24 protein-coding genes and 1 pseudogene are annotated in these 24,818 nt (G+C 42.4%); all 25 read left to right on the forward strand.

What is annotated here, in order from left to right:
• Window positions 1-743: hypothetical protein (locus tag KTG12_RS19335; protein WP_216945518.1), on the forward strand; the 743-nt coding region annotated here is incomplete at its 5' end.
• A 7-nt stretch (window positions 744-750) separates the two neighbouring features.
• Window positions 751-1,965, forward strand: coding sequence for a site-specific integrase (locus KTG12_RS19340; protein ID WP_005634576.1), 1,215 nt, complete (start codon window positions 751-753; stop codon window positions 1,963-1,965).
• 769 nt (window positions 1,966-2,734) lie between these two features.
• A complete protein-coding gene (locus KTG12_RS19345) occupies window positions 2,735-3,295 on the forward strand; it encodes a UpxY family transcription antiterminator (protein WP_117829971.1) in 561 nt (186 codons plus the stop codon).
• Window positions 3,296-3,387: 92 nt separating this feature from the next.
• Window positions 3,388-4,182, forward strand: a complete 795-nt coding sequence (locus tag KTG12_RS19350; RefSeq protein WP_005634567.1) for a polysaccharide biosynthesis/export family protein — start codon at window positions 3,388-3,390, stop codon at window positions 4,180-4,182.
• A 35-nt stretch (window positions 4,183-4,217) separates the two neighbouring features.
• On the forward strand, window positions 4,218-6,644 hold the full coding sequence (locus tag KTG12_RS19355; RefSeq protein WP_120010864.1) for a polysaccharide biosynthesis tyrosine autokinase: 2,427 nt from the start codon (window positions 4,218-4,220) through the stop codon (window positions 6,642-6,644).
• Window positions 6,645-6,698: 54 nt separating this feature from the next.
• Window positions 6,699-7,409: a tyrosine-protein phosphatase gene (locus tag KTG12_RS19360; protein WP_005634560.1), complete on the forward strand. Its 711-nt coding sequence runs from the start codon at window positions 6,699-6,701 to the stop codon at window positions 7,407-7,409.
• Window positions 7,406-7,624: a hypothetical protein gene (locus KTG12_RS19365; RefSeq protein ID WP_216945519.1), complete on the forward strand. Its 219-nt coding sequence runs from the start codon at window positions 7,406-7,408 to the stop codon at window positions 7,622-7,624. The genes KTG12_RS19360 and KTG12_RS19365 overlap by 4 nt, the downstream gene beginning before the upstream one ends.
• On the forward strand, window positions 7,578-7,799 hold the full coding sequence (locus tag KTG12_RS19370; RefSeq protein WP_227945686.1) for a hypothetical protein: 222 nt from the start codon (window positions 7,578-7,580) through the stop codon (window positions 7,797-7,799). Before KTG12_RS19365 ends, KTG12_RS19370 begins: the two co-directional genes overlap by 47 nt.
• 735 nt (window positions 7,800-8,534) lie before the next feature.
• A complete protein-coding gene (locus KTG12_RS19375; protein ID WP_085931221.1) occupies window positions 8,535-9,134 on the forward strand; it encodes a sugar transferase in 600 nt (199 codons plus the stop codon).
• A gap of 30 nt (window positions 9,135-9,164) precedes the next feature.
• The gene (gene wecC / locus KTG12_RS19380) at window positions 9,165-10,370 is read left to right on the forward strand and encodes a UDP-N-acetyl-D-mannosamine dehydrogenase (protein WP_005634550.1); all 1,206 of its coding nucleotides are present in this window, start codon (window positions 9,165-9,167) and stop codon (window positions 10,368-10,370) included.
• A 7-nt stretch (window positions 10,371-10,377) separates the two neighbouring features.
• Entirely contained in the window at window positions 10,378-10,545 is a 168-nt protein-coding gene (locus tag KTG12_RS21945) for a hypothetical protein (protein ID WP_227226227.1), read from the forward strand.
• Window positions 10,546-10,589: 44 nt separating this feature from the next.
• Window positions 10,590-11,471 carry a glycosyltransferase family 4 protein gene (locus tag KTG12_RS21955; protein WP_227226228.1) on the forward strand — a complete coding sequence of 294 codons (882 nt, stop codon included), beginning with the start codon at window positions 10,590-10,592 and terminating at the stop codon, window positions 11,469-11,471.
• A gap of 66 nt (window positions 11,472-11,537) precedes the next feature.
• Window positions 11,538-13,067, forward strand: coding sequence for an oligosaccharide flippase family protein (locus tag KTG12_RS19390; protein ID WP_005649019.1), 1,530 nt, complete (start codon window positions 11,538-11,540; stop codon window positions 13,065-13,067).
• A 199-nt stretch (window positions 13,068-13,266) separates the two neighbouring features.
• The gene (locus KTG12_RS21960; protein ID WP_227226231.1) at window positions 13,267-13,416 is read left to right on the forward strand and encodes a hypothetical protein; all 150 of its coding nucleotides are present in this window, start codon (window positions 13,267-13,269) and stop codon (window positions 13,414-13,416) included.
• Window positions 13,417-13,420: 4 nt separating this feature from the next.
• Window positions 13,421-14,269, forward strand: coding sequence for an acyltransferase family protein (locus KTG12_RS19400; RefSeq protein ID WP_234201927.1), 849 nt, complete (start codon window positions 13,421-13,423; stop codon window positions 14,267-14,269).
• 93 nt (window positions 14,270-14,362) lie between these two features.
• Window positions 14,363-15,352 carry a glycosyltransferase family 2 protein gene (locus KTG12_RS19405; protein WP_005862857.1) on the forward strand — a complete coding sequence of 330 codons (990 nt, stop codon included), beginning with the start codon at window positions 14,363-14,365 and terminating at the stop codon, window positions 15,350-15,352.
• Complete coding sequence (locus KTG12_RS19410) at window positions 15,331-16,353, forward strand: acyltransferase (protein ID WP_084824218.1); 1,023 nt, start codon at window positions 15,331-15,333, stop codon at window positions 16,351-16,353. The genes KTG12_RS19405 and KTG12_RS19410 overlap by 22 nt, the downstream gene beginning before the upstream one ends.
• 41 nt (window positions 16,354-16,394) lie before the next feature.
• Complete coding sequence (locus KTG12_RS19415) at window positions 16,395-17,534, forward strand: EpsG family protein (RefSeq protein ID WP_005634536.1); 1,140 nt, start codon at window positions 16,395-16,397, stop codon at window positions 17,532-17,534.
• 59 nt (window positions 17,535-17,593) lie between these two features.
• On the forward strand, window positions 17,594-18,697 hold the full coding sequence (locus tag KTG12_RS19420; protein ID WP_120002681.1) for a glycosyltransferase: 1,104 nt from the start codon (window positions 17,594-17,596) through the stop codon (window positions 18,695-18,697).
• Window positions 18,694-19,749, forward strand: coding sequence for a glycosyltransferase family 4 protein (locus KTG12_RS19425; protein WP_005634534.1), 1,056 nt, complete (start codon window positions 18,694-18,696; stop codon window positions 19,747-19,749). The genes KTG12_RS19420 and KTG12_RS19425 overlap by 4 nt, the downstream gene beginning before the upstream one ends.
• A gap of 5 nt (window positions 19,750-19,754) precedes the next feature.
• Window positions 19,755-21,308 (forward strand): heparinase II/III family protein, encoded by a 1,554-nt coding sequence (locus tag KTG12_RS19430; protein WP_005634533.1) that lies wholly within the window; start codon window positions 19,755-19,757, stop codon window positions 21,306-21,308.
• A gap of 3 nt (window positions 21,309-21,311) precedes the next feature.
• A complete protein-coding gene (locus KTG12_RS19435) occupies window positions 21,312-22,502 on the forward strand; it encodes a glycosyltransferase family 4 protein (protein ID WP_005649011.1) in 1,191 nt (396 codons plus the stop codon).
• A 17-nt stretch (window positions 22,503-22,519) separates the two neighbouring features.
• A complete protein-coding gene (gene wecB, locus KTG12_RS19440) occupies window positions 22,520-23,680 on the forward strand; it encodes a non-hydrolyzing UDP-N-acetylglucosamine 2-epimerase (protein ID WP_005634529.1) in 1,161 nt (386 codons plus the stop codon).
• Between the two features lie 488 nt (window positions 23,681-24,168).
• Window positions 24,169-24,477: an Arm DNA-binding domain-containing protein gene (locus KTG12_RS19445; protein WP_005649007.1), complete on the forward strand. Its 309-nt coding sequence runs from the start codon at window positions 24,169-24,171 to the stop codon at window positions 24,475-24,477.
• 25 nt (window positions 24,478-24,502) lie between these two features.
• Window positions 24,503-24,818: pseudogene (locus KTG12_RS19450) on the forward strand (helicase); the annotation flags it as partial.

Here is a 24,818-nt window from a genome sequence, read left to right on the forward strand (position 1 = left end):
TGGAAGGCATCTACGGATGCCTTGAAAGGATCGAGAAGAAAGTGGAGACGCTGCCTGTGGAAGGCACAAGCCCCGCAGTTGAAAACCGGACCAATTCCCCTGAAGGGATTGCGGAACTGAAAATCCGTCTGGAACGCCTGCAATCCGCAGTGGAGAAAAACAGTTCGGAAATAGCAGCGGTACGTAGCCATACCGCCCGGTTGTCGGAAGGCAGGCCGTTGTCTGCCGAAACGTTTGCCGGAGAAATGGAAAAGACAAGGGACAGCCTGCGGCAGGACAGCCAGGCGGTAAAGGAAACGGTAAGACGGCTGGATGAGAGAATGGTCCTGTTGAAAAAGGAACCGGTACACAAACTGGTGACCTACCGTCTAGAAAGCGCATCCAAGGCGGTGGTAACGACAGCTTCAGCACTGATCCTGGCACTGGTCGTTTCCGTCTGGACCAACTGTAACCAGTACCGCACGAACCGGCTTTTGAAGGATGCCGATTTGAAATACCGTGCCATCAGGATCTGCCTGCCGGGGGATGATCCCGACATCGCCTTCCTGGAGAAGCATTTCACCATCGAGCGGGACGAGGAAAAGATCCGGCGTGTGGAAAGGCTGGTGACCGCTTTTGAGGACTCGGTCAGGAACCGCATCCGTAATCATGAAATGGCGGCCTACAAGGACAGTCTGGCGCACCGGCTGTTCAGGGAGGCACAGGAAATCAGGAAGCAAGTGGACAATCCTAATTCAAAATGACTGCACTATGGCAACAATCAAAACCAAATTCAGGTCCTCGTCCGTGGAAGGCAGGGAGGGAACGCTCTATTTCCAGATCATCCACGGAAGGGTGGCGCGCCAGATAAACACCGGCTACAGGCTGTTCCCTTCGGAATGGGACGGACGCATGTCGGAAATCATACTGCCGGTATCCGGTGATGCCAGAAGAAGCCTTCTGCTTGCGTTAAAGGAGCGGATGGAAAAAGACATCCGCCGTCTGGAAAGTATCATTGCCGGACTGGAACGTTCCGGCGGTACCTATCCCGCCGGCAGGGTTGTCGAACTTTTTCACAACCCGCCCCCTGAGGACAGCCATAATTTCATGGCCTTCGGAAAGAGGCTCGTGGAGGAACTGGAGCGTGTCGGCAAGAAGCGCACCGCCGAGAGGTACACCACCGTACTGAACAGCTTCACGCGCTTTCGGGGCAGGGACGGCGACATCCCGCTGGAGGATATCGGCTCCACCCTCATGCTGGAATACGAGGCATGGCTGAAGGACAAGGGGATATGTCCGAACAGCACCTCCTATTATATGCGGAACCTGCGTGCCGTCTACAACCGTGCGGTGGACAAGGAACTGACGATACAGCGCAGCCCTTTCAAACATGTCTACACCGGGATAGACAAGACCGTAAAACGTGCTGTTCCGTTGAAAGTGATCCGCATGATACGCGATCTGGACCTTCGCATTTCCCCGGGCATGGAATACGCCAGGGACATGTTCATGCTGAGCTTTTATACCCGTGGCATGTCGTTCGTTGACATTGCCTACCTGAAAAAAGCTGATCTGAAGAGCGGTGTGCTAACCTACCGCAGGCAGAAAACCGGACGGCGTCTGTCCATTAAATGGGAGAAACCCATGCAGGAGATACTGGACAGGTATGGCCACAATGACAGCCCCTACCTTTTTCCGGTCATCAAAGATACGGCTAAGGATGCCGTGCGGCAGTACAGGAGCACAGCGCATTTCATCAACGGGAAACTCAAAGAACTTGGGAAACGGCTCGGGCTCGGCATGCCGCTCACGATGTATGTAGCGCGCCATGCCTGGGCGAGTATTGCCAGAAGCAAAAATGTCCCGCTGGCAACCATCAGCGAGGCGATGGGACATGATTCGGAGAACACGACCAAAATCTACCTCGCCTCACTGGACACCTCACAGGTAGACAAAGCAAATGACATCATACTTAAATCTTTATAACGGGAACAAATGCGACACGCAGAATACTGAATAAAAGGCTATACCGATCCTGCTTCTCTTTTTAAGAGAAATACCGGAAAGGGATAGTTCTGATAATCAGATGCTATATATGGAACCTGACAAGGATTTGTTTGACAATTAAACCGGAATTTGAAACATTTTCTTTCGAGGAAAACTGTTTTTTATCATACAGGTGGATATTTTCCTATATTTTACCTATCTTTGCAATGTCTAATATTTCTCTTAAAAAGAAAAGTACCGGAAAAGATCTATGAATACAGTGGCAGAATACTGTTGGAAATGTTCTTATTGACAATTTAAAACCAGATGCGTTTGAAAGGTTTTTGAAAGCATTTTGTAATATAATAAAAATTGTTGAGCATACGGCTCATTTTCTTGGCAAGAGAAATATTACAATGTGCAAAGTTATGTAAAATATTGAAGAAACGATAGAAAACAGGTGATAAAATATAACCAAAACATTCATACAGAGTGTATTTGCTTAACATATATTGGATAAACGCCACAATGCCACTTCGCTTTTCTACTTGTCTATCAATTAATTACATAAAATATGGTCCTCTAATATTTCTCTTGCCAAGAGAAGTAGTGACGGAAGCCCCGGAAATGAGGTCTGTACACTTTGTCAAAAGTATGGAACTAACAATGGATATTATGGGAAAAGGGAACGTAATCCATTGTAATACATGCCAATATGTAGGTTGGCATGAACTAGGTTTATATCCACACCTATAAAATGTTTCGGAATATGAGTACGAGTCTTTTTACAGCGGAGGAAAAAAGGCAGGTCCGATGGTTCGTCATGCGCGCCTACAAGAATGAGAAAATGGCAGAGGACAGGCTGAAAGACAAGGAATATGGTTTGGAATATTTTATCCCGAAACATTATGCCGTAAGAACTTATCATGGAGTGAAGTCAAAAAAGTTGGTGCCGGTTATACCGAGTCTGCTTTTCGTCCACGCCAGCCATTCGCAGATCACTGAATTCAAGAAACGATACAATTTCTTGCAATTCACCATGTGGGAAAAGAGCACGGGGGCGGAATATATTACCGTACCGGATGACCAGATGGACAGCTTCATCAAGATAGCTTCTCATTATGAGGAGGACACTGTTTATTATAGGCCCGAAGAAATAGACTTGAAAAGAGGAATGCGTGTATGTATCCACGGTGGCAAGTTCGATAACGTGAAGGGCATGTTTGTGCGGGTGCAGGGCAAGAGAAACCGTAGGGTGGTTGTCCTATTGGAGGGTGTCATGGCCGTTTCCGCTGAGGTGCACCCCGATCTGATTGAAGTTCTTTCCTAAAACCGCTGGCTTTTACGGGACTTCGCAAAAATCACGATAAAAATTAATTGAAATTACAAATTAGAAATAATATAAACTGTACAGATATAAATATGAAGAATCGATTTTTGATTTATCTCTTTGCGATAGTGTTGTTTACATCCTGTCACACTTCGAAGGAGATTCTTTACTTTCAAGACATTGCTGTGAATCAGCCTGAAGCGATTGTGGGTGCAAGAGACATCACCGTGCAGCCCAAGGACCAAATTTCCATCATGGTATCCAGTAAAGACCCGCAGTTGGCAGCGTTGTTCAACCTGACACGTGTCCAGTATCGGGCAGGAACTGCCGATTTACGTAGTAGCAACAATAATGGTGAAATATCCGGTTACACGCTCGATGACAAGGGAAACATAGACTTTCCGGTCATTGGTACGCTTCATATTGCCGGTATGACCAAAAGCCAGATTGCCGCCCTTATCAAGAAACGGCTGATGGAAGAGGACTTGGTGAAAGATCCGGTAGTGACCGTAGAGTTCATGAATCTCTATTTCTCCGTGTTAGGTGAGGTAAAAACCCCCGGCAAGTACAACATAACCAAAGACCAGATCACTTTGCTTGAAGCCATCAGCATGGCGGGCGACTTGACCATTACCGGTAAACGTGATGCTATCTTTGTCATCCGCGAGGAAAACGGTGAGCGTGTCACCCACTGGGTAGATCTTCGTAGTAAGGACATTTTTAAATCTCCGGTCTACTATTTGAAGCAAAACGATGTGATTTATGTGCAGCCCAATAAGATGCGTGCCGGTCAGAGCACCATCAACGAGAATAACGTGAAGTCCGTATCGCTATGGATCAGCGTCGCTTCATTCCTCACTTCGTTGGGTGTGCTAATATTCAAGTAACCTTCAGAAAAGGAATCACTTTATATTTTTATAATATGACAGAAAAGAAAACAACCGCCAGCAAGCCTGCTGACGACTTCATACGCATACAAGACCTGTGGGGGATTTTCATGCCCCGGTGGCACTGGTTTGCCCTCTCCCTGTTCGTAACCCTGGCGACAGCCGCCTTGTACCTGCTGGGCACCCCGAACATTTACACCCGTACCGCTGCCATTTTGGTGAAAGATGATTCCAAGGGAGGAACATCCACCAATGTGGTCAGTGAATTTTCTGACTTGGGTATCTTCAAGTCGAATACCAATATCAACAATGAGTTGCTCACCCTGAAATCGCCCACGCTGATGACCGAGGTGGTACAGCGGTTGGGATTAAACGAGACCTATACTGTCCGCAAAGGACTGAAAGATGTGGAATTATACAAAAGTTCGCCTTTAGCAGTCACCTATCGCCACTTGGATGAAACTCCTGTCGGTTTTACAATAGATATTTCATCCAAAGAAACGTTTGTCATATCCGACATGGAAGTAAACGGGAAAGCGTTTGGGGAAGATTTCTCCGGAAAGATGGGCGATTCCATCCGTACTGAAATAGGCACACTTGTCATCAATTTCACAAAATATTGGAACGATTCATTCGTGGGCACTTCCATACGTTATAGAAAAGGTAATGTGTGTGCCGTCACCGATTATTATACAGCCGCTTTGCATGCGGAATTGGGAAACGAGGATGCCACCATTATCAATCTGAGTATCAACGATGCCTCCATTCAGAAGGCTGAAGACATTCTGAACACCCTGATTGAAATGTACAACGAGAAATGGATTCAGGACAAGAACCAGATCGCCGTCAGTACTTCGCAGTTCATCGGTGACCGTCTGAGCGTGATCGAAAACGAGCTGGGCAATGTAGATGAGAACATCGCCGGTTACAAGAGTGAGCACCTGCTGCCGGATGTGCAGGCGGCATCCAGCCTCTACCTGTCCCAGTCCGCCGAGAACAAGAAGGAGTTGCTGGCACTCAACAGCCAGCTTTCCACCGCACAGTATATCCGGAAAGAGTTGAACAACAAGAAACTCAGCCAGCTGTTACCCACCAACTCCGGTATCGCTAATGTCAATATCGAGAGCCAGATCGGTGAATATAACACGATCGTGCTCGAACGTAACCGCCTGATCGCCAACAGTAGCGAGAAGAACCCTCTGGCAAAAGACATGGCTAACTCACTGCAAAGCATGCAGCGTACCATCATTCAGTCGGTGGACAACCTGATTGTTTCGCTCAATACCCAAATACGCAACATCCGCCAACAGGAAGCCACGACCACCAGCCAACTGGCTTCCAACCCGAACCAGGCGAAATATCTGCTTTCTGTGGAACGCCAGCAGAAGGTGAAGGAGGAACTGTATCTTTATCTGCTCCAGAAACGTGAGGAGAACGAGCTTTCACAGGCTTTCACCGCCTACAATACACGTGTGATTACCGCTCCGAGAGGCAGCATGCTTCCCACAGCCCCCCGAAAGATGAATATCCTTTTGGTGGCATTCGCCATCGGTCTGCTTGTTCCGGCGGTGATTATTTTCATGAAGGAAAACATGAATACCAAGGTGCGCGGGCGAAAGGATCTGGAAAACCTAAGCATTCCGTTCATCGGTGAGATCCCCCAATATCTCAGTGCTAAGAAGAAATTGGGATTCGATAAACACACACAGTCTGTCATGAAAGCCATCGTGGTGAAGGAAGGCAACCGTAACATTATCAATGAAGCGTTCCGCGTGTTACGTTCCAATATTGACTTTATGGCAGGCAAGGACAGCGGTCAGAACGTGTTCATGCTTACCTCGTTTAATCCTGGCAGCGGCAAGTCGTTCCTTGCCATGAACATTGCCATGAGCTTTGCCATCAAGAAAAAGAGAATATTGGTGATAGACGGTGACCTGCGTCACGGCTCCACCTCCTCCTACGTGGATTCCCCGAAGACTGGTTTAAGTGATTATCTGGGCAACCGTGTCAGTGACTGGAAGGAGATTATCGTGAAGGATGAAAAATACGACAACCTGCATATCATTCCTATCGGTACTGTTCCCCCAAACCCGACGGAACTGTTGGAGGACGGCAAGCTGGCCACTTTGATAGAGGTGCTTCGCAGCGAGTATGACTATATCTTTATTGACTGTCCGCCTATCGATATCGTGGCCGATGCGCAGATCATCGAGAAACTGGCTGACCGCACCGTCTTTGTAGTCCGCAGCGGTTTATTGGACCGTAGCATGCTGCCCGAACTAGAAAATATTTACCAGGAGAAACGTTTCAAGAACCTCAGCGTGATACTGAACGGTACAGAAAGTGCCGGAGGCCGCTATGGCTATAGATATGGCTATAGATATGGCTATCGCAACGGCTACTCTTCCTATTATGGAAATAAAGGAAAAATGGGGGGGGGTAAATGGATGGTCATCAAGTGATTGATTTTGCATGTTATCGTTCTCGTAAGAACTTTTAATTTTAACTCAACTATCATGTGGCCCTTTCGTAAGACAATAACCTTCGCCCGGAGCGGTATCCTGAAAGGAATGACCGACTGTCACAGCCATCTCCTTCCGGGAGTGGATGACGGAGTGGGAACATTGGATGAATCACTCCGAATTCTAGATATGATGGAAAAGCATGGAGTCAGAAAGGTATGGCTCACGCCGCACATCATGGAGGACATCCCTAATGAAACTGTGACCTTGCAGGAAAAGTTCCAAGAATTGAAACGGAGTTATAACGGCACACTGGAACTTGCCTTGGCTGCGGAATACATGATGGACAATCTCTTTGAGGAACGGCTGGAAAAAGATGACCTGCTGCCCCTAGAGGAGGGGAAACGTTACCTGTTGGTGGAAACCTCCTATTTCAATCCACCAATGGAACTGCTCTCTGTCCTGCAACGCATCCAAAAGAAAGGTTATTACCCGTTGCTTGCACATTCGGAACGGTATGAATATATGCAGAAGAGGGATTATCAGGCCTTGAAGGAAGAGCATGTCTCCTTCCAACTCAATTTGCCCTCGTTGGCCGGAATGTACGGAAAACATGTACAGGAAAAGGCCGAAGCCCTGCTGAAAGCCGGAATGTACGACCGTACCGGTTGTGACATCCATGCCATAGGCTGTTACAAGACATTGGTCGCTTCGGCAGTAAAATCGGAAGTCATTGGAACCTTACAGAAACAAAGTGATCAATGATTGCAAATTTTGCATTGACGAGCCTTGTAATCCGAAAGGATGACCGCTGGAACAGGAACGCACTGCGCATCTTGAAACAAGGTGAACAATATCAGTTCAATGGCTATGGTGATGAGTGCAGGTCGCTTGAAAGGAATTTCTTTGCTGCGGGGGTGACAATAAGTGCCATTGTCGGCAAGAATGGAAGTGGCGGAAGAAATTATCTGGAAACGTAAGGCATGGGATAAGAGCTATATGAAGATGATGGAAAATCAATACGATGGGATGACCATAACTCCTTCCCTTCAGAAACGTATCATTTTTGGTTTTCTGGAGAATGAAACGGACATTCATCTACGTCCGTTGACTAAATTGCAACAAGACTTGTACAATCAACAGGATTTGGTATAATCTTTAATCTTAGAATAAAAGACACTGATATTTTTATATCCAATGTTGTTATGCATGGTTTCACTACGGCTCATGCCATAACAGCTATGGCTTTGGTCCAGACAGTGGTCGGATACGAAGCTGCATTAACAACATTGACGATAATCACGATTGTTCCTCTATCAAAGATTCTGTTGTCCTTCGTGTGAGGAATGGAACTTCTTCGTCATGCCCCCACAAGTATGTCTTAGGTGAAATAGAATAGATGCGATCAGGAAACCTCTTGATTATTAGTCAAATGTATAGTGCTTTGTGCTTACGATAAATTATAAACAATATACTTTTATGAATGTTCATCTTATAAGGGAAAACGAAAATCAAAATGATGGTTCTTATATCCACTTGTATCGGAATAAACAGATCGGTGCATGGTGTGCATACGGTTATTCCGCATACGGTTTACGTCTTTTTGATAAACAACAAGGCTACATGAATTTTCGTAGTTACTCAGACTGTCTTCAGATGCCGTGTACGGTTACATCCGGAGAATCCCTTGTTTCATTGTTGCAAGGTTCTGTTGAGGTAGGTTCACAAACTGAGACCTATATAAAGTTAAAAATGGCAGATACAATAAATTTTAATGCTTATCAGAAGTGGTTGCATAAGCTGAAAAAGGATGACCCGAATGATGATGCAATAATTGTCACCACACATGTCAGCCAATATGTGCCACGGGACAGTTTCATTCCCGATGGAATGTCCGCATTTGCGCGCAATGTAAAGCGTATCGGTGATTTTATCCTGTCATTGATTGCATTGATCATTTTTTCTCCGCTATTCCTGTTTTGCTACATTGCCATTCGCAGGGAAGATGGAGGAAGTGTCATCTTCAAGCAAGAACGTATCGGCAGATTCGGGCGCCCGTTCTACATATACAAATTCCGCTCCATGCGTCTGGATGCCGAGAAGTTCGGACCGCAGCTTAGTCATACCGGGGGTGAAAATGATTCCCGATTGACTAAGACCGGTCGTTTCATCCGGGCGCACCATTTGGATGAATTACCCCAACTCTACAATGTTCTGCGTGGCGATATGGCATTCATCGGTCCACGTCCGGAGCGTAAGTTTTATATCGACCAGATACTTGAACACGACAAGCGATATACTTATCTTTACCAAATCCGTCCGGGCGTAACATCATATGCCACACTATATAACGGCTATACGGATACGATGGAGAAGATGCTCCGACGTTTGGAATATGACCTTTATTATTTAGGACATCGCTCATGGTGGTTCGACTTTAAAATTCTGTTGAACACATTCTGTTCAATTGTACTCGGAAAGAAATTTTAAAAGATTAATAACTTATATAACAGATTGATAATGAAAGCTTGTTTTATGGGCTTGGGGTATATCGGATTGCCCACAGCCATTATCGCCGCCAAGCACGGCATTCAGATTACAGGAGTTGATATTAACCCCCAGGTAGTGGATATGACGAATGCAGGACATCTGCATATCATTGAGCCGGGTATGGAGGAGATGTTGCAGGAGGTGGTGAATGCCGGCTCGTTGAAAGCTTCCATAAAGCCGGAGGTGAGCGATGCTTATTTTATGGTAGTTCCCACCCCGTTCAAAGGAAATCATGAACCGGACGTTAGTTATGTGGAAGCCGCTACACGTGCCGTATTGCCATTATTAAAGGAAGGCGACCTTTATGTCATCGAGTCCACTTCACCCGTAGGCACCACCGAAGCGATGGCCCGCCTCATTTTCAGCGAACGTCCTGAATTGGAAGATAGGATTTATGTGGCTTATTGTCCCGAACGTGTATTGCCGGGCAATGTGATTTACGAACTGATACATAACGACCGGGTCATAGGCGGTTTAAATCCTGAATCTACCGATAAGGCCATTGGATTTTATTCTCAATTCGTGCAGGGAACACTTCATAGAACCAACTGTCGTACTGCTGAAATGTGCAAACTGACGGAGAATTCCAGTCGGGATGTACAAATAGCCTTTGCGAATGAACTTTCCTTGATTTGTGACAAGGCCGGTATCAATGTGTGGGAACTTATCAATCTTGCCAACAAACATCCGCGGGTTAGCATCTTGCAGCCTGGTTGTGGCGTGGGAGGTCATTGTATAGCTATTGACCCTTATTTTATCACTGCTGATTTTCCAGCAGAGAGTAAATTGATTGCCGATGCCCGTGAAATTAACAACTACAAAAGTTTTTGGTGCGCAGAAAAAGTGAAAAATGCCATGCTGGAATTTGAACTGAAACATCATCGGAAACCGTGCGTTGCCATGATGGGGTTGGCTTTCAAACCGAATATCGACGATTTGCGCGAGAGTCCTGCAAAATATATTACCACGAAAGTGATGCAGAGTTGCAATAATGCCAATATCCTGGTTGTGGAACCCAATGTAAAGGAGCACCATGTGTTCAAGTTAACAGATTACAAAGAAGCCTACGACAAGGCGGACATCGTGGTATTCCTTACAGCACACACTCCGTTCAAAGAATTAGAATGGCGAGAGGATAAGGTGATATTGGACTTTTGTGGAATATTTAAAAAATAGTGAATATATGAATATTTTAGAACTGACAGGTATGAAATCGACTAAATACGGCGGAGTAGAATCCTACTTCGCTGAATTGGTCAAGATATGCCGTGTTGATAAATTTATTTTTGTATACGAGTCGATGCCAATCAGTGAAAACTATGTAAATGACATCAATAAGTGGGGGGGGTAATACTTTGTAAACAAAGCATTTCCACATTTCAATATTTCAAATTTGTGATAGGTGTCATCAAACGTGAGAAAATAGACATTGTTCATTTTCATTTTGGAAGTTATCTTATTGCACCATTCTTGCGAATTCTGTTTCCCCGGATTCGGATTATTTCAACCCGTCATAGTGAAATCTTTGTTTCCAACAAACTTAAAAAATTATATCTGAAGTTCTGTTTTTTTCCTTTTGAAAGATTCCTTTGTGTCAGTTGTGGCGTAAAGAAAGAAATGATTGAAGGCGTAGGTTTTTCTTCAAAGAGTGAAGTCCTATACTTGGGAGTCCGGAAAAAAAAGATTGTCAACCCAAATCTGAAAAAAACATTGGACATACCAAAGGGGGTAGTCGTGTTGACTACAATCGGATTCAATATTCGTATCAAGGGATTCGATATACTTGTCAAAAGTATTCAGAGTCTGATGGACTCCAACAGACTTAAAAACGATATAATAGTGCTTGTCATCGGAATTAGCGAAAATTCTGAAGACAGTAATAGCTTGAGGCAATTGATTGCCGAGGCCGAATTGAATAGAAAGATTATGTCTTTGGGAATACGAAATGACATTAATGATATTTTGAATATTTCTGATATTTACTTGCAGCCTTCCCGTACAGAAGGACTTTCTCTTAGTATTATGGAGGCCCTAAACTATTCGTTGCCTGTTATTGGTACACGAGTTGGGGGCATTCCTGAAATCGTACATGAGGGAGAAAACGGATATCTTTTTGAAAAAGAGAATGTTGAAGAGCTTGCTGACAGGATTGAGATACTTGTCAATAATCGTGAAGTCCGAGAAATGATGGGTAGAAAATCAAAAGTAATATCCAGTCGGTTCACGCTTGCAGACGGTGTGGAAAAGTTAGCTTCTATATACCATCAGACCAATTGATTTGCCCCTGACACTCTATTGTCATTCAGGTTGCAATTGAGATTAAAAAATGTAGGATAGTTATAAATGCAGTCATCAAACAAACGCATAGCACGCAACACGTTAATGCTTTATATACGGACATTCGTAATGATGCCCGTATCTCTATATACTTCCAGGATTATATTGGAAGTGTTGGGAGAGAACGATTTTGGAGTATACAATGTTGTTGGCGGCTTTATCGCACTTCTGTCTTTTATTAATTCCGCAATGACAAAAGCCACCCAACGTTTTCTGAACGTGGAATTGGGAAAAGGCAATCATGACAGAGTCTCGAGGGTTTATTCCATGAGTCTTCTGATACATTTTGCAATAGCGGTATTTATCGGCTTCGTATTGGAAACTGTGGGGCTCTATTTCTTTGAAACAAAATTGAATATTCCTCCGGAAACACAAGATGCAGCACGGGTTGTGTACCATATTTCTGTAGTGACCGCTTGTCTTCATTTTATCAGGATTCCTGATGAGTCGAGCATTATTGCATATGAGAGGATGTCTTTTTTCGCTTATGTCAGCATCATTGAGGTAATGGCAAAATTGGGAACAGTATTTCTCCTTTTCTGGGCTGAAGACAATCGTCTGGTGTTGTACGCCGTTGCCCTTATGACCGTTGGGATATTGTTGAATATCATTTATGCCATTTATTGCAAGCGTAATTTCACGACTTGCAGATTCCGGTTCTATTTTGACAGAAAGCTGCTGAAAGAAATGCTTTTCTTTTCTTCATGGAGCCTTTTCGGCGGTATAGCCCATGTCGCATCCATACAAGGCATATCAATACTTTTGAATATTTTTTTCACGGTTGCTGTCAATGCGGCAATGGGGGTAGCCTCGCAAGTGTTCAGTGCTGTCAATACTTTGGTTACAAACTTTCAGAAAGCGGTGCAGCCACAGATTGTCCAGTCCTATTTTTCAGGGGATAAATCCAGATTTCTGGAACTTGTTTTCCGCTCGTCAAAATTCTCGTATTTCCTGCTCTTTTTCGTCGCTTATCCGTTGATTTTGATTTGTCGGCCTGTCGTCGAGTTATGGCTTGTCTGTGTCCCTCAATATACAGTACAGTTCATTCAGCTTTATCTCATCTTCCTGCTTATTGATGCATTATCCGGAAGTCTTTGGGTGTCATCTGAAACAATAGGCAATATAGCCAAGTATCAGTTTACCGTTTCTTCGATGATAATTATGAATATTCCGATTATATATATATTGTTCAAGTTCGGTTGCAGTCCCGTCTATGCGGTGATTGTCAGAATTGCCATCAATTTCATTACTCACTGTTACAGAATATTCTATCTCAAACACAAAGTGAATTTCCCGGTTAGGAGGTATGTCGTGGAAGTGATGTTTAGGTGTCTTTGGGTGTCGGTCTGCATCATTCCGGTCCCATTCTTTTTGCATAAATTTCTAACCTCAAGCTGGGGTAGCCATATACTTGTCGTATTGACCAGTCTTATCATTTCCGGACTTGTTATCTATAAATTCGGACTTGATGCTAAAGAAAGAGGGTTCGTAATCAGTACGGTAACAAATAAATTCATGTTCTTAAAAAAACAATAAAATGTAGGGAATAAAGGTGGTGGCAACAGTATACAATACACTCCGTTGCGGTTTGTATCCTTTTAAACAGCAGCTTGTTACGGGGCTTTTGGAATTCCTTAATTTGGTCAAATTGCAATGTTTGTTACCGGCGGTTCGTTTCATGCGCTCGTTTTTTCATATGCCGTTCTTTGCTGTCAATAGAGATAAGGACAACTGCATGATTACTTTTCTCGATAATATCGGTTTGCAGAAACGTACTATCAGTGAAACAGATAAAGAGGAAAAATACAAAGAAGTTCTTTGGGCAGATTATAGTGCTGCGGATGTATTTCTTGCAGAAGAAAGGAAGAGGAACTTAAACTTTTGAAATAATGGAAAGGGACATTCGTATAGACATACTTAAAGGCATCGGCATAATCCTTGTCGTTTGGGGACATGCCACCGCAATCCTTATAAAGGAAATTTGTATTTTCCATATGCCTTTGTTTTTCTTTTTGGCCGGTATGTTTTATCATCCCAAACAAGGATTTATTCAATCAAGAGCAAAACGGTTGCTTATTCCCTTTGGGGAATATTCTCTGATATTCGCTGTATTTTATTTTAGCATGGGGTTGCAGGGAATACCGCTTGATAAACTGAGCATCCATCATATCGCCGCATTTGATGGTCCGTTGTGGTTCTTGGTCGCTCTTTTTTATATATGTGTCATATATTATTTTTTGGACAAAACCGTTAAGGAAAAAAACGTTATTCTTATCGTTTCTTTTGTAATTGGGCTGGCTGTCGCATATTCCAAGATCAATTTGCCGTTTTATATCGGGCAGGGGCTGTTCTCTTTGCCATTCTATGCTGTCGGCAAATGGATGAACGACAAAGGGCTGACACAAGCAGAGGGGGCAATTAAAAAAGCAACCGTTATTGCTATAGCCGGATATATCATAGCCATAGCGTTCTGCCGTTTGGCACATTATCAATTTGATATTTCGCAACTGAAATTTTCCAGTTTCCCGTTTATATTCTATGCCGGAGCTTTCTGTGCCATATATCTTTTGTTGAATTTCAAGCCTTTCAACAAGATAACAACTACAAACAGAATATTGGCATCTTTGGGAGCTAATTCACTCACGATAATGGCTATACACGCTCCTTTTCTGTGGTTGTTCAGGGATTTTATCAGAACAAACAGTAGCTTTTATAACACAAAACTGGGGGGGGGGTAATTTCAAACTTAATCACTTTTGTTATCTTCATAACATTGAGTTATTTAATTGCCCTTGGAATAGAACAATTAAAAAAACTGACAGCTAAAAATCATGGATAATCCGAAAGTATCAATCATTGTACCGATTTATAGAGTAGAGGAATATATTGAGCGGTGCGCTGAATCGTTGTTCGCCCAAACGTTTGATGACATTGAATACATCTTTGTGGATGATTGTTCTCCAGACAAGTCGGTGGAGATCTTGCAGAGAACTCTGGAAAAATATCCGCATCGAAAGAGGCTGACACGAATTGAGAGGTTGTCGTCGAACAGCGGCCTGCCCGCTGTTCGACGACAAGGGATTCAATTGGCCTCTGGTGATTACACGGTTCATTGCGATAGCGATGACTGGATGGATGTGCATGCCATAAAGGAACTATATACTTTTGCCCTATCCGGCCATTACGATATGGTCTTTTATGATTTCTATCGTAGTGATGGTGTTTCTACATATGCTTCCGCCCCGCGCAAGGTTTCTACCAATAATAAAGACTTCCTGATGTCATCATTGCTTTGCGGGCGGTTGATGGGGAGCTTGTGCGGCGCTTTGATCAAACGTAGTCTTTACGATGGGATAACATTTCCAAGGCAAAATATGAACGAGGATCTGGCGACGATAATCCAATTGGTTTGGAATAGCCGGAATGTAGGATACTTGATGAAACCATTTTATTACTATTTTTTTAATCCTGCGTCAATTACAAGTTATGGCAGTGCTGAGATCCAGATTAATAAACTCAATCAGCGTAAGGAGAATCTTGATCTGATTTTCACCTTTCTTCGCTCCAAAGGTATTTATGAAAAGTATACAGACGAGATAAATGCGCTGAAAGTTGGTTCAAGAATGTATCTTGATAGATATATGCTGATGCCGCGAATCCGTCGGATTTGGCACAATACATATCCGGAAATCAACAGTATTACAGTCATTCGTCACAGCAAGATGCGTACTCTCAGTAAAATCGAGTATTTCGGTTCTTTGCTTGGTGTATATCCCATATTCAAATACCTTAAAAATATATGGAAAGACTTAAGGAAATAGATATTATCAGGACGTTCGTAATCATTCTGCTCGTGCTCTATCATGCTCTTGCGCCCTATTGCGGTGGTTGGGATATGCCTTCCTACGCCCAACCCAATGAAGGATTTTATTGGGGAGGAAAACTGGCATACAGTGGGATGCTGGAAACTTTTGTCCTGATTTCCGGGTATGTATTTGCCTTTTCGCTCCAAAAGAAAGTCATTTCTTTCCGATTATTACTAGCCGGTAAGCTGAAACGGCTGTTTGTACCGTGTATGTGTTGGGGCATTATCATGACATTGATATTCTTTGGTCCGTCAAAACTTCTTAATCTGGAACATTTTTGGAAAATTATTGGGGGATACGGACATCTTTGGTTTCTTCCGATGCTCTTTTGGTGCTTTTTAATGGAATATGGCATACAGCACTGTCTCAAGGGACGTAACTTGATGTTAGTACTCATGATTATTGCTATTCTGCCTTGGCCGGGAATTCCGTTCCGTTTTAATCAATCGCTTTATTATCTGCTTTTTTTCCATCTTGGTGGAATTTTCTTTAGAAATCGTGAGCGGCTGAGAACTGTCAATTGGTCAACAATATGCATTTTATCGGCTGTTTATATGGGGTTATTCATTGCGGTAACATTGGTTTTGGGAATGGACGGGATGCGTCCGGAACTGGCATCGGACTTGAAAGTAAAAGTTTTAATCCTGTTTGTCCACCATACTCTTAAAATGGTAAGCTATGGATTAGTCACAATTATCTATGTCGCTGTATTTATAAAACTGGAAGACAGATGCAATGGAAAACTATACACTGTATGCCGAAGTATCGCAATGAATTCGATGGGAATATATGTGATGCAAGAAATAGTTCTGAGACTTATCTATTATAGAATGGGGGGGGTATTTTTGTATACCAAAGAGTTAACTCCGTTGGTCGCCTTCGTGGGCACTTTCATCGTCTGCTATGTATCAAGTGTGATTATAGCCGGATGCAAATACACCAAATTTCTGTGTTAGTATGAATGTGTCCTATTTTATTTACCTAATAAATTACAACGATGAAATATCATTACGAGGCAGTTCCGGTACTGTTCAATATACTTCTGTTTTTTCTTATGCTGTATCCGTTTCCGAATGTGTATAGATATGGCTGTGAATTTAGAAAACGATATACAGACATCTTGGATTATGCAGTATACGGTGTCCTGCTGATACTGTTTTGCACTTTCGGCTATGCGGACAACGATTTCTATCACTACGAGGGGCTTTTCAAACGTATCTGTTCAACCGGATTAAACGTGCATCTTGAACCCGTTTACTATTGGTTGATACGGAATGTCACTTCAAACTATCTGGTATGGCGGTTTATAGTGTGGAGCGGAACGGTGATTTTGTCGTTATGGACAATAAAACGGCTCAAACTTGATGTGAGGATAGGATTGCTGATATTTGTGCTGTTTTATATCAACATTATTTCAGTAATGCGCGGAAATTTGGGAATTGCCATACTGTTTTTTGGCTTTTCATTCATTATCAGGCCCTCTCATAATAGGTTATTGTCATTCCTATTCGGTTGTTTGTTGATTTTCTGTTCATTCTTCTTTCACAAAAGTATGTTGTTTTCGATTGCTGCACTTTCGGTAACACCTTTTTATCTGAATAGGAAAACGGTAAAAATCAGTCTTGTCATATTCCCTTTCCTGACCGTTGTGACTACTTTACTGCTGGATTATATTATTATGAACGGACTCATCGGTTTTGATATAGCAGACATGAATATAGGGAGCTCGATGACGGGATATGCGAGCGGCACAATGCGGCAGTCGAATATTTTTGGTAAACTGAACCAAATGATAACCTATATGCCGGTATACGCATCTTTGGCTCTTATGACTAAGAAGATAGTTTTTGAAGAAATTGATGTTCCACGGTATATAAAGGCATTGTTCATCTATTGGTATGCAATAACTTATATTGCCAGTCTGTTTTTCTTCCAAGAAACTTCGGTATGGCTCTTTATACGTTTCATAATGATGAGCTATTTTCCTCTTTGTATTGTTGTGGGTTATTATTATTCTAATTTCAAGATGACACGCGAGAAAAGAATCTTGATGCTTTTGGCAATCCTTCCTATCTGTTATAAACTTTTCTATGCCTTCTATAAGAGGTTGGTATGGGAAGGGTACGTCTTTTTCTGACATGTTTCGTTAGTTTACACGTATTAGGATCACAATAAAAAAATTAAAAAACAATCTGAATGAAAATCTTAGAAATAATTCCTCAACTTAGCAGTGGCGGCGGAGAGCGGTTTGTGGTTGACTTGTGCAATGAGTTGTCGAAAGAACATGATGTGACATTGATGGTTTTGCACTCACTTGACAAGGTGGATTTCTATTTGAAAGAGGTATCGAATAATGTAAGGGTGGTATCGATGAACAAACGGATGGGACTTGACATCGGTTTGTTATTTAGAGTATATAGATATATCCGTAGAGAAAAGCCTGATGTGGTGCACACGCATTTGCGTGCTATTATGTATATTGCTTTCGCAATCATGCGAAAGAATGGCGTTATGCACTGTCATACAGTGCATAACGCTGCTGATAAAGAAGCCGGAGGCTCCTTTATCAGCAGCGGAATGCGGAAGTTCTGTTTTCATCATGGGTGGATTACACCCATTACCATTTCCGCCGAATCACTACATAGCTTCCGAAAATATTATGGAATGGATGCTCCTATGATTTTCAATGGGCGCAATGTGGATGCTGGTATGCTTGTTTCAGACGAGGTCAAGGAACAATTTAAACAGTATAGACATACAAATAAGACGCGAGTACTGATAAGTCTCGCACGTATTGACCCTGTGAAACGGCAAACTCTCTTGGCACGTGTGGTAATGCGGTTAAAACGGGAAGGATACGACCTCACTGTATTGTTTATCGGAGGTGAACGTGATGCACAGATGACCGCGGAATTGCGTTCGTACAACGATGAAGCAATACAATTACTTGGAGAACTGCACAATCCGCTTGAATACCTTAAAATGGGAGATGCTTATGCACTTTGTTCCTCGTATGAGGGGATGCCTATTTCGTTGATAGAGGCTATTGGTGTTGGCTGTATACCGGTATGCACACCTGTGGGCGGTATAGTAGATGTGGTACACAACGGTGAAAACGGTTTTCTGAGTGACGGTATCGGTGAAGAATCTTATTACAAAACGGTAAAGAGATTTCTATCCCTCACCGATGTACAGCTTAAAGACATGAAGCAAAAAGCTCTTGCCACTTATGGTCCATTCAGTATGTACGAATGTGCTCGCAACTACGTAAGACTTTTCGAGAAAGGAATAAAGAAATGAAACGGAAAAAATTACTCGTTGTAGGCTCAATTCCCGATGAGAGCAACTTATTGAATTATGGAGGTGCGACGGTGTTGATGAAAAACTATCTTGACTATCTAGCCTCTCAGTCTGAATATGAATATAGGTTTGTACAAAACAACCGGTATTCAAATCTTCGCACTCGCCAGCGTAGTATGTGGCGCAATTATTCATACTTTTTCCCGGCATTTTTGTGGAGACTGTTTGGGTGCGATATTGTAATGTTCAATTTTTCTGATCATGGTACAATTTATTATTTCCCATTATTGAGCAAAATAGCTCGTTTGGCACACAAAAAAGTCGTACTACGTAAATTCGGAGGTTCATTTGAGTTCTACATAAAGAAAATTGGTCAAACCCAATTACAACGGGCACTTGATGCTATCAGACAAACAGACTTGATATTCTTTGAAACCCAACAGGGTATTACACACCTACAACAGTTAATAGGAAAGAGTGACAATATACATTGGTTCCCTAATGTGCGTAAAGCTTCAACAATACGAAAGAACCCCTCAGACTTTCATGGCAGATGTGTTTTCATGTCGCATATCAACAAAGAAAAAGGGATAGAAGATCTTATAGCGGTATCCAAACTGTTACCTTCGAATTATACCCTTGATATATATGGTGAGATAAAAGAGGATAAATATCGCAATATCAACTTCAACGAAAGCGGAATAACATACCATGGGGTTGTCTCTTCCGAACAGGTTTTAAAAACTTTAGTAGAATATGATTTACTGCTATTACCTTCTTATCGCGAGGGCTACCCGGGCATTATCATCGAAGCTATGTCTGTAGGCATTCCTTGCGTATCAACCTATGCAGGTGGAATACCTGAAATCGTAGAAGACGGTTACAATGGTCGTTTAGTAATTCCCGGTGATGTAGATGCGATAAAACAAGCTATCTTATCGATTAACGCAACAAACTATTCTCAATATTCAGGGAATGCCTTGAAGAAATTTGAAGAAGAGTTTGAATCTGATAAGACGAATAAACGCATACTTGAAATTATAATGCACTAAATCAAATGGCTAATAATATTCTTATTGTCAATACAATTAAACATCTTCGGTTAAAACAAATCTATTATCAATTATATTATAGACTATTTTCTCATAAGTTGATGGAATATAATGTTCCCCGGCAATCTTCATTGCGGATGGTCTCAGTTATCGCAAAGTGGTATTGTTACAATGTACCCAAGACATTTACATTCCTAAATCTTATAGGGGATTTTAAGTCATGGAATGATGTTAGTCATGGGATGCTTTGGGCATACAATCTGAATTATATGGATTGGTTGTTGCAACCTGACATGACTTTTGAACAAGGTTCAGAATGGGTTGAACGGTTTATAACTGATTTGCCAACAAACAGGATCGGTCTTGATCCTTATCCTATCGCACTGCGAAGCATCAACTGGATCAAGTTTATCGGCAGGCATCATAAAAAAGTGGAGAGCAATCGGTTGCAACGGTGGAACGATTCCCTTTATGCGCAATGTAAATTGCTCGAACGGAAACTGGAATACCAACTGCTTGGCAACCATCTTTTAGAAGATGCTTACGCTTTGTTTATCGCTTCAATTTATTTTTCCGATAAAAAAATGTATGACAAGGCATCCTGTCTGTTGTATAAAGAGCTTGATGAACAGATTTTGCCTGATGGCTCACATTACGAGCAATCACCGATGTATCACTGCATTTTGCTCGATAGGTTATTGGATTGCTATAATGCCTCGATTAATAGAGGTCATGAGAAAATGTGTGAGCTTTTGAAACTGTATGTGGTAAGGATGTTGGGGCATTTGGAGAGCATCGTGTGGAAAGACGATACGATTCCCTTACTTAATGATTCGGCATATGGGATAGCACCGACAGTTTCCGAATTGAGAGCATACGCCAAAAGATTGAAGTTGGAATGGACCCCTTTGCCTATGAAAGAATGTGGCTATAGGAAGCTTTGTTCAACACATTTGGAGGCAGTTGTGGATGTGGGTAATATTACTGCGACCTATCAGCCGGGGCATAGTCATGCCGATACGTTTAATTATGAATTGCGAATTGATTGCAGACCGTTTGTTGTTGATACAGGTATTTCTACCTACAACAAGACTGCAAGAAGGCAGTACGAACGAAGTACGTCAGCTCATAACACCGTAACTGTCGGCAACAAGGATTCTAGCGAGGTGTGGGGAGGTTTCCGTATGGGTAAAAGAGCTAAAGTAAGAGTACTATCCGATACCGAAAATGAAATTATGGCAGAGCACGATGGTTTTAAAGGATGTATACATCAACGGAAATTCACTATTAACGATGATGTGTTTACAATAAATGATAAGATTGTCGGCAATAATATGACAGAATGTATCAGCTATATTCATTTCGCACCCGATATTGAGGTCCTTGCCATATCGTCAACTGAAATAAGAACCAACAGGGCTAATATCGCTGTATCTGGTGCAAATTCCATAGAAATTATAAATGATTTTGTATCAGTAGAATACAATCGACTAGAACCTTCTAAGACGATAAAAATAGTATTTTGCAGAAATTTAACGTATCAAATATTTCAGGCATAAAATATGAAGATTTTAATTGTGTCGTTCTACTATTCTCCCGAGCTTGGGGCTGCTCCTTCCCGTATAACCAATATGGCTGAAGGGCTGAAAAGTCAGGGAGCGGAAGTGGATGTGTTAACTTGTTTGCCGAATTACCCTCAAGGACAAATATTCGAGGGTTATAGAGGCCGTTTGTCAAAAAAAGAAAAGATTAATGGCATAAACGTGTATAGATATTGGACTTATGCAACCGTGTCCAAGAATCCTTTTAAGCGAGCGGTAAGTATGATGTCATTTGCGACCATGTTATGGTTGTTTGCTTTTAAGATAAAGAAGATCCAGGGTTACGATAGGGTGATCATCCAAAGCCCTCCACTACCAGTGGCTGGTTCGGCCATCACGCTTTTCAAAAAAATATTCGGGCGCAAGACTCTTGTGAACATATCCGATTTATGGCCACTTTCTGCTGTTGAGCTTGGAGCAATGCGTGAAGGTGGGAAGATATATGATATTTTCGCGTGGATTGAACGTTATATTTATCGCAATGCAGACGGTATTTTCGGTCAGTCTGAAGAGATAATCCGGCATGTGAATCAATTTCCTTCGACAAAAAACAAGTTTGTATACCGTAATTTGCAGCAATATGCGGTTGCTGCTCAACCCAAAAGGAAGCACACGCCCTTTCGCATTGTATATGCCGGACTATTAGGTGTGGCACAAGATATATATTCAATTATCGAGAATATTCCGTTTCAGTCTATTGGCGCTGAGTTCCACTTGTATGGTGGTGGAAATCAGACAGAAAAGATAAAAGAATATATAAATAAACATCCCGGTTGTTTCGTGTATTATCATGGATATGTAAAGAAAGAACAAATCGCCGAAGAGTTGTCAAGATACGATGCGTCAATTGTTCCACTTACCGTAGCAATCAAAGGAGCAGTGCCATCCAAAATATATGATCTCATACCTATTGGCATACCTATACTGTTTTGTGGAGGTGGAGAAGGGGCTGAGATCGTATCGAAATATTATTTTGGAATGGTTTCAAAGCCACATGATTTCAAACAATTACACAATAATATTATTGAGTTGATTAACCTTCCTGACGAAGAATACAGCACAATATCGAAGAACTGCCTGGATATGGCAAAAAATGAATTCGATTTTAACAAACAGATATATCGCTGTTACGATTTTATAAAATCAATCTGATGTAAAAATATAATTCAATGAAGAAAGTAATGTTGGTCTTCGGCACCCGTCCGGAGGCAATCAAGATGGCTCCGCTGGTGAAAGAATTCCAGAAACAGCCAGAACGGGTGGAAACTGTAGTATGTGTTACCGGACAACACCGGGAAATGCTGGACCAGGTATTGGATATATTCGATATTTGTCCAGATTATGACTTGAACATTATGAAGCAGGGACAAGACTTATATGACGTGACGTCCCGTGTATTGACAGGTATGCGTGATGTACTGAAAGAGGCAAGGCCGGATGTAGTGCTGGTGCACGGTGACACGACCACTTCTACTGCCGCTGCTCTGTCGGCCTTCTACCAACAGATTCCGGTAGCACACATAGAGGCAGGATTACGTACACATAACATCTATAGCCCATGGCCGGAGGAGATGAATCGACTTTTGACCGGACGACTGGCGACCTACCATTTCTCGCCTACGCCACTGAGTCGTAGCAATCTGATGCGGGAAGGTATTGACGATCGGAATGTCATCGTGACCGGGAATACGGTAATTGATGCGCTTTATTGGGTAGTGGATAAAATTAAGAGCGACAAGGCGTTGGATTGTGAATTGGTAGGGATACTGGCAAAAGCCGGATATGACGTGAGCCGTTTGAATGGTGGTAAGAAGCTGGTGCTGATTACGGGACATCGTCGTGAAAACTTCGGTGACGGATTCATCCATATGTGTACTGCTATCAAAGACTTGACAAAAAAATACCCGGAGGTGGACTTCGTTTATCCGATGCACTTGAATCCAAATGTGCGCAAACCGATACATGACGTATTTGGAGAGGAATTATCCGATTTTGGGAACATGTTCTTCATTGAACCTTTAGAATATCTGAGTTTTGTCTATTTAATGGAAAAATCCACTATAGTATTAACCGATAGCGGTGGCATACAAGAGGAAGCTCCAGGACTGGGTAAGCCGGTATTGGTGATGCGCGACACAACGGAACGTCCGGAAGCATTGGATGCAGGAACGGTAAAACTGGTAGGTACGGATTATAACAGAATAGTAAATGAAGTATCTGTTTTGATTGACGATAAAGTCGCCTATGAAAAAATGAGCAAGGCAGTGAACCCTTATGGAGACGGGCTTGCTTGTGGACGTATTGTGAACGCATTGCTGTACAGAATATAAAAAGATGTGAGATTAAACCTGAAAATCAGACTATTAATATTTTTTAAGGTGATGATGATTCTGCTTTATAAGCGGAAAACGAGGAAGATGCAGATTCGTCCGGTTTCTAATTTCAAACGGGTGTATAACATTCAAGGATTACTATATGTTGTCACCACTAACTTCGGAAGAGAACGGGCATGAGAGGCATTTTGACCGCAACCGTCTGCAATATGATTCTGGATTTTAGTGTGAAGAAAAGGGGAATGGTAAATGAAAAAATTCCTGCGTATGGGTGTTCCTTTTGGGAACTTTTATTGTTTGGACTTTCTCCTATTTCTGGGTAGCATATACTAGTATGAGTGAATTTATCCATATTTCCAGTGCGGATATAAATAATGCAGGGAAAATACTCAGATTGGTGAGCGTTTTTAAGAAAAAATCACCCTACCCAAATTTTGATTATAAGGGAAACTCCTCTATATAAATCAGCTGTAAAAGTAACAAGGATGCCTACTGTTGTTGTCCGTTTTGAACCTAATAAGAAAAATCCCGAGCGTGGTACAATTTATTACCGTATCTACAAAGGGCACAACCGGCGTATGGAGTTTTCTTCCCGTCTTCACTTGTCAGCTTCTTCCTGGGATGAAACAGCAAGGACAATCCGGGATGATTATCCTGAGTCCTGTCGTTTCCGTGTCCAAATTGAGGCGGATCTTCGGCTTTTGAACCGGATTATAACAGAAGATATTACCGGTCGACTGACAATGGGTGATATGATAGCCCTCTTTAAACAGCAAAGGACAATAATCAAATGAACTTTTTGACTTGTAAGTAAATAGGATGGTATCGTCTTTAACAGATTGCTATCTCCGTCTAGGCTTCCAGGTAACAGAATCCGAAGAGGGACTACGGATAGGCTTCAAGCCGGGAATGGTACATGCCATCGTGAAGGAGGTCCGAAACGAACGTCCTTTGACTCGCTCGGATGCTGAATTGTTCTACGAGAAGTTCTCTACACTAAGTAAAGGGCATCGAAATCTATATTTCAGGATCGTGGCACACGGCGGATTCCTGCCGGAAGCATTGGACTTTGAACTGCATGGGCTGACCGTTTCGGATGAAAGCTATATTGAAAGCCTCTTGTCCGGAAGACATG

The organism is Parabacteroides sp. MSK.9.14 (assembly GCF_019041495.1).
In the GTDB taxonomy this organism is placed as follows: Bacteria; Bacteroidota; Bacteroidia; order Bacteroidales; family Tannerellaceae; genus Parabacteroides; species Parabacteroides merdae.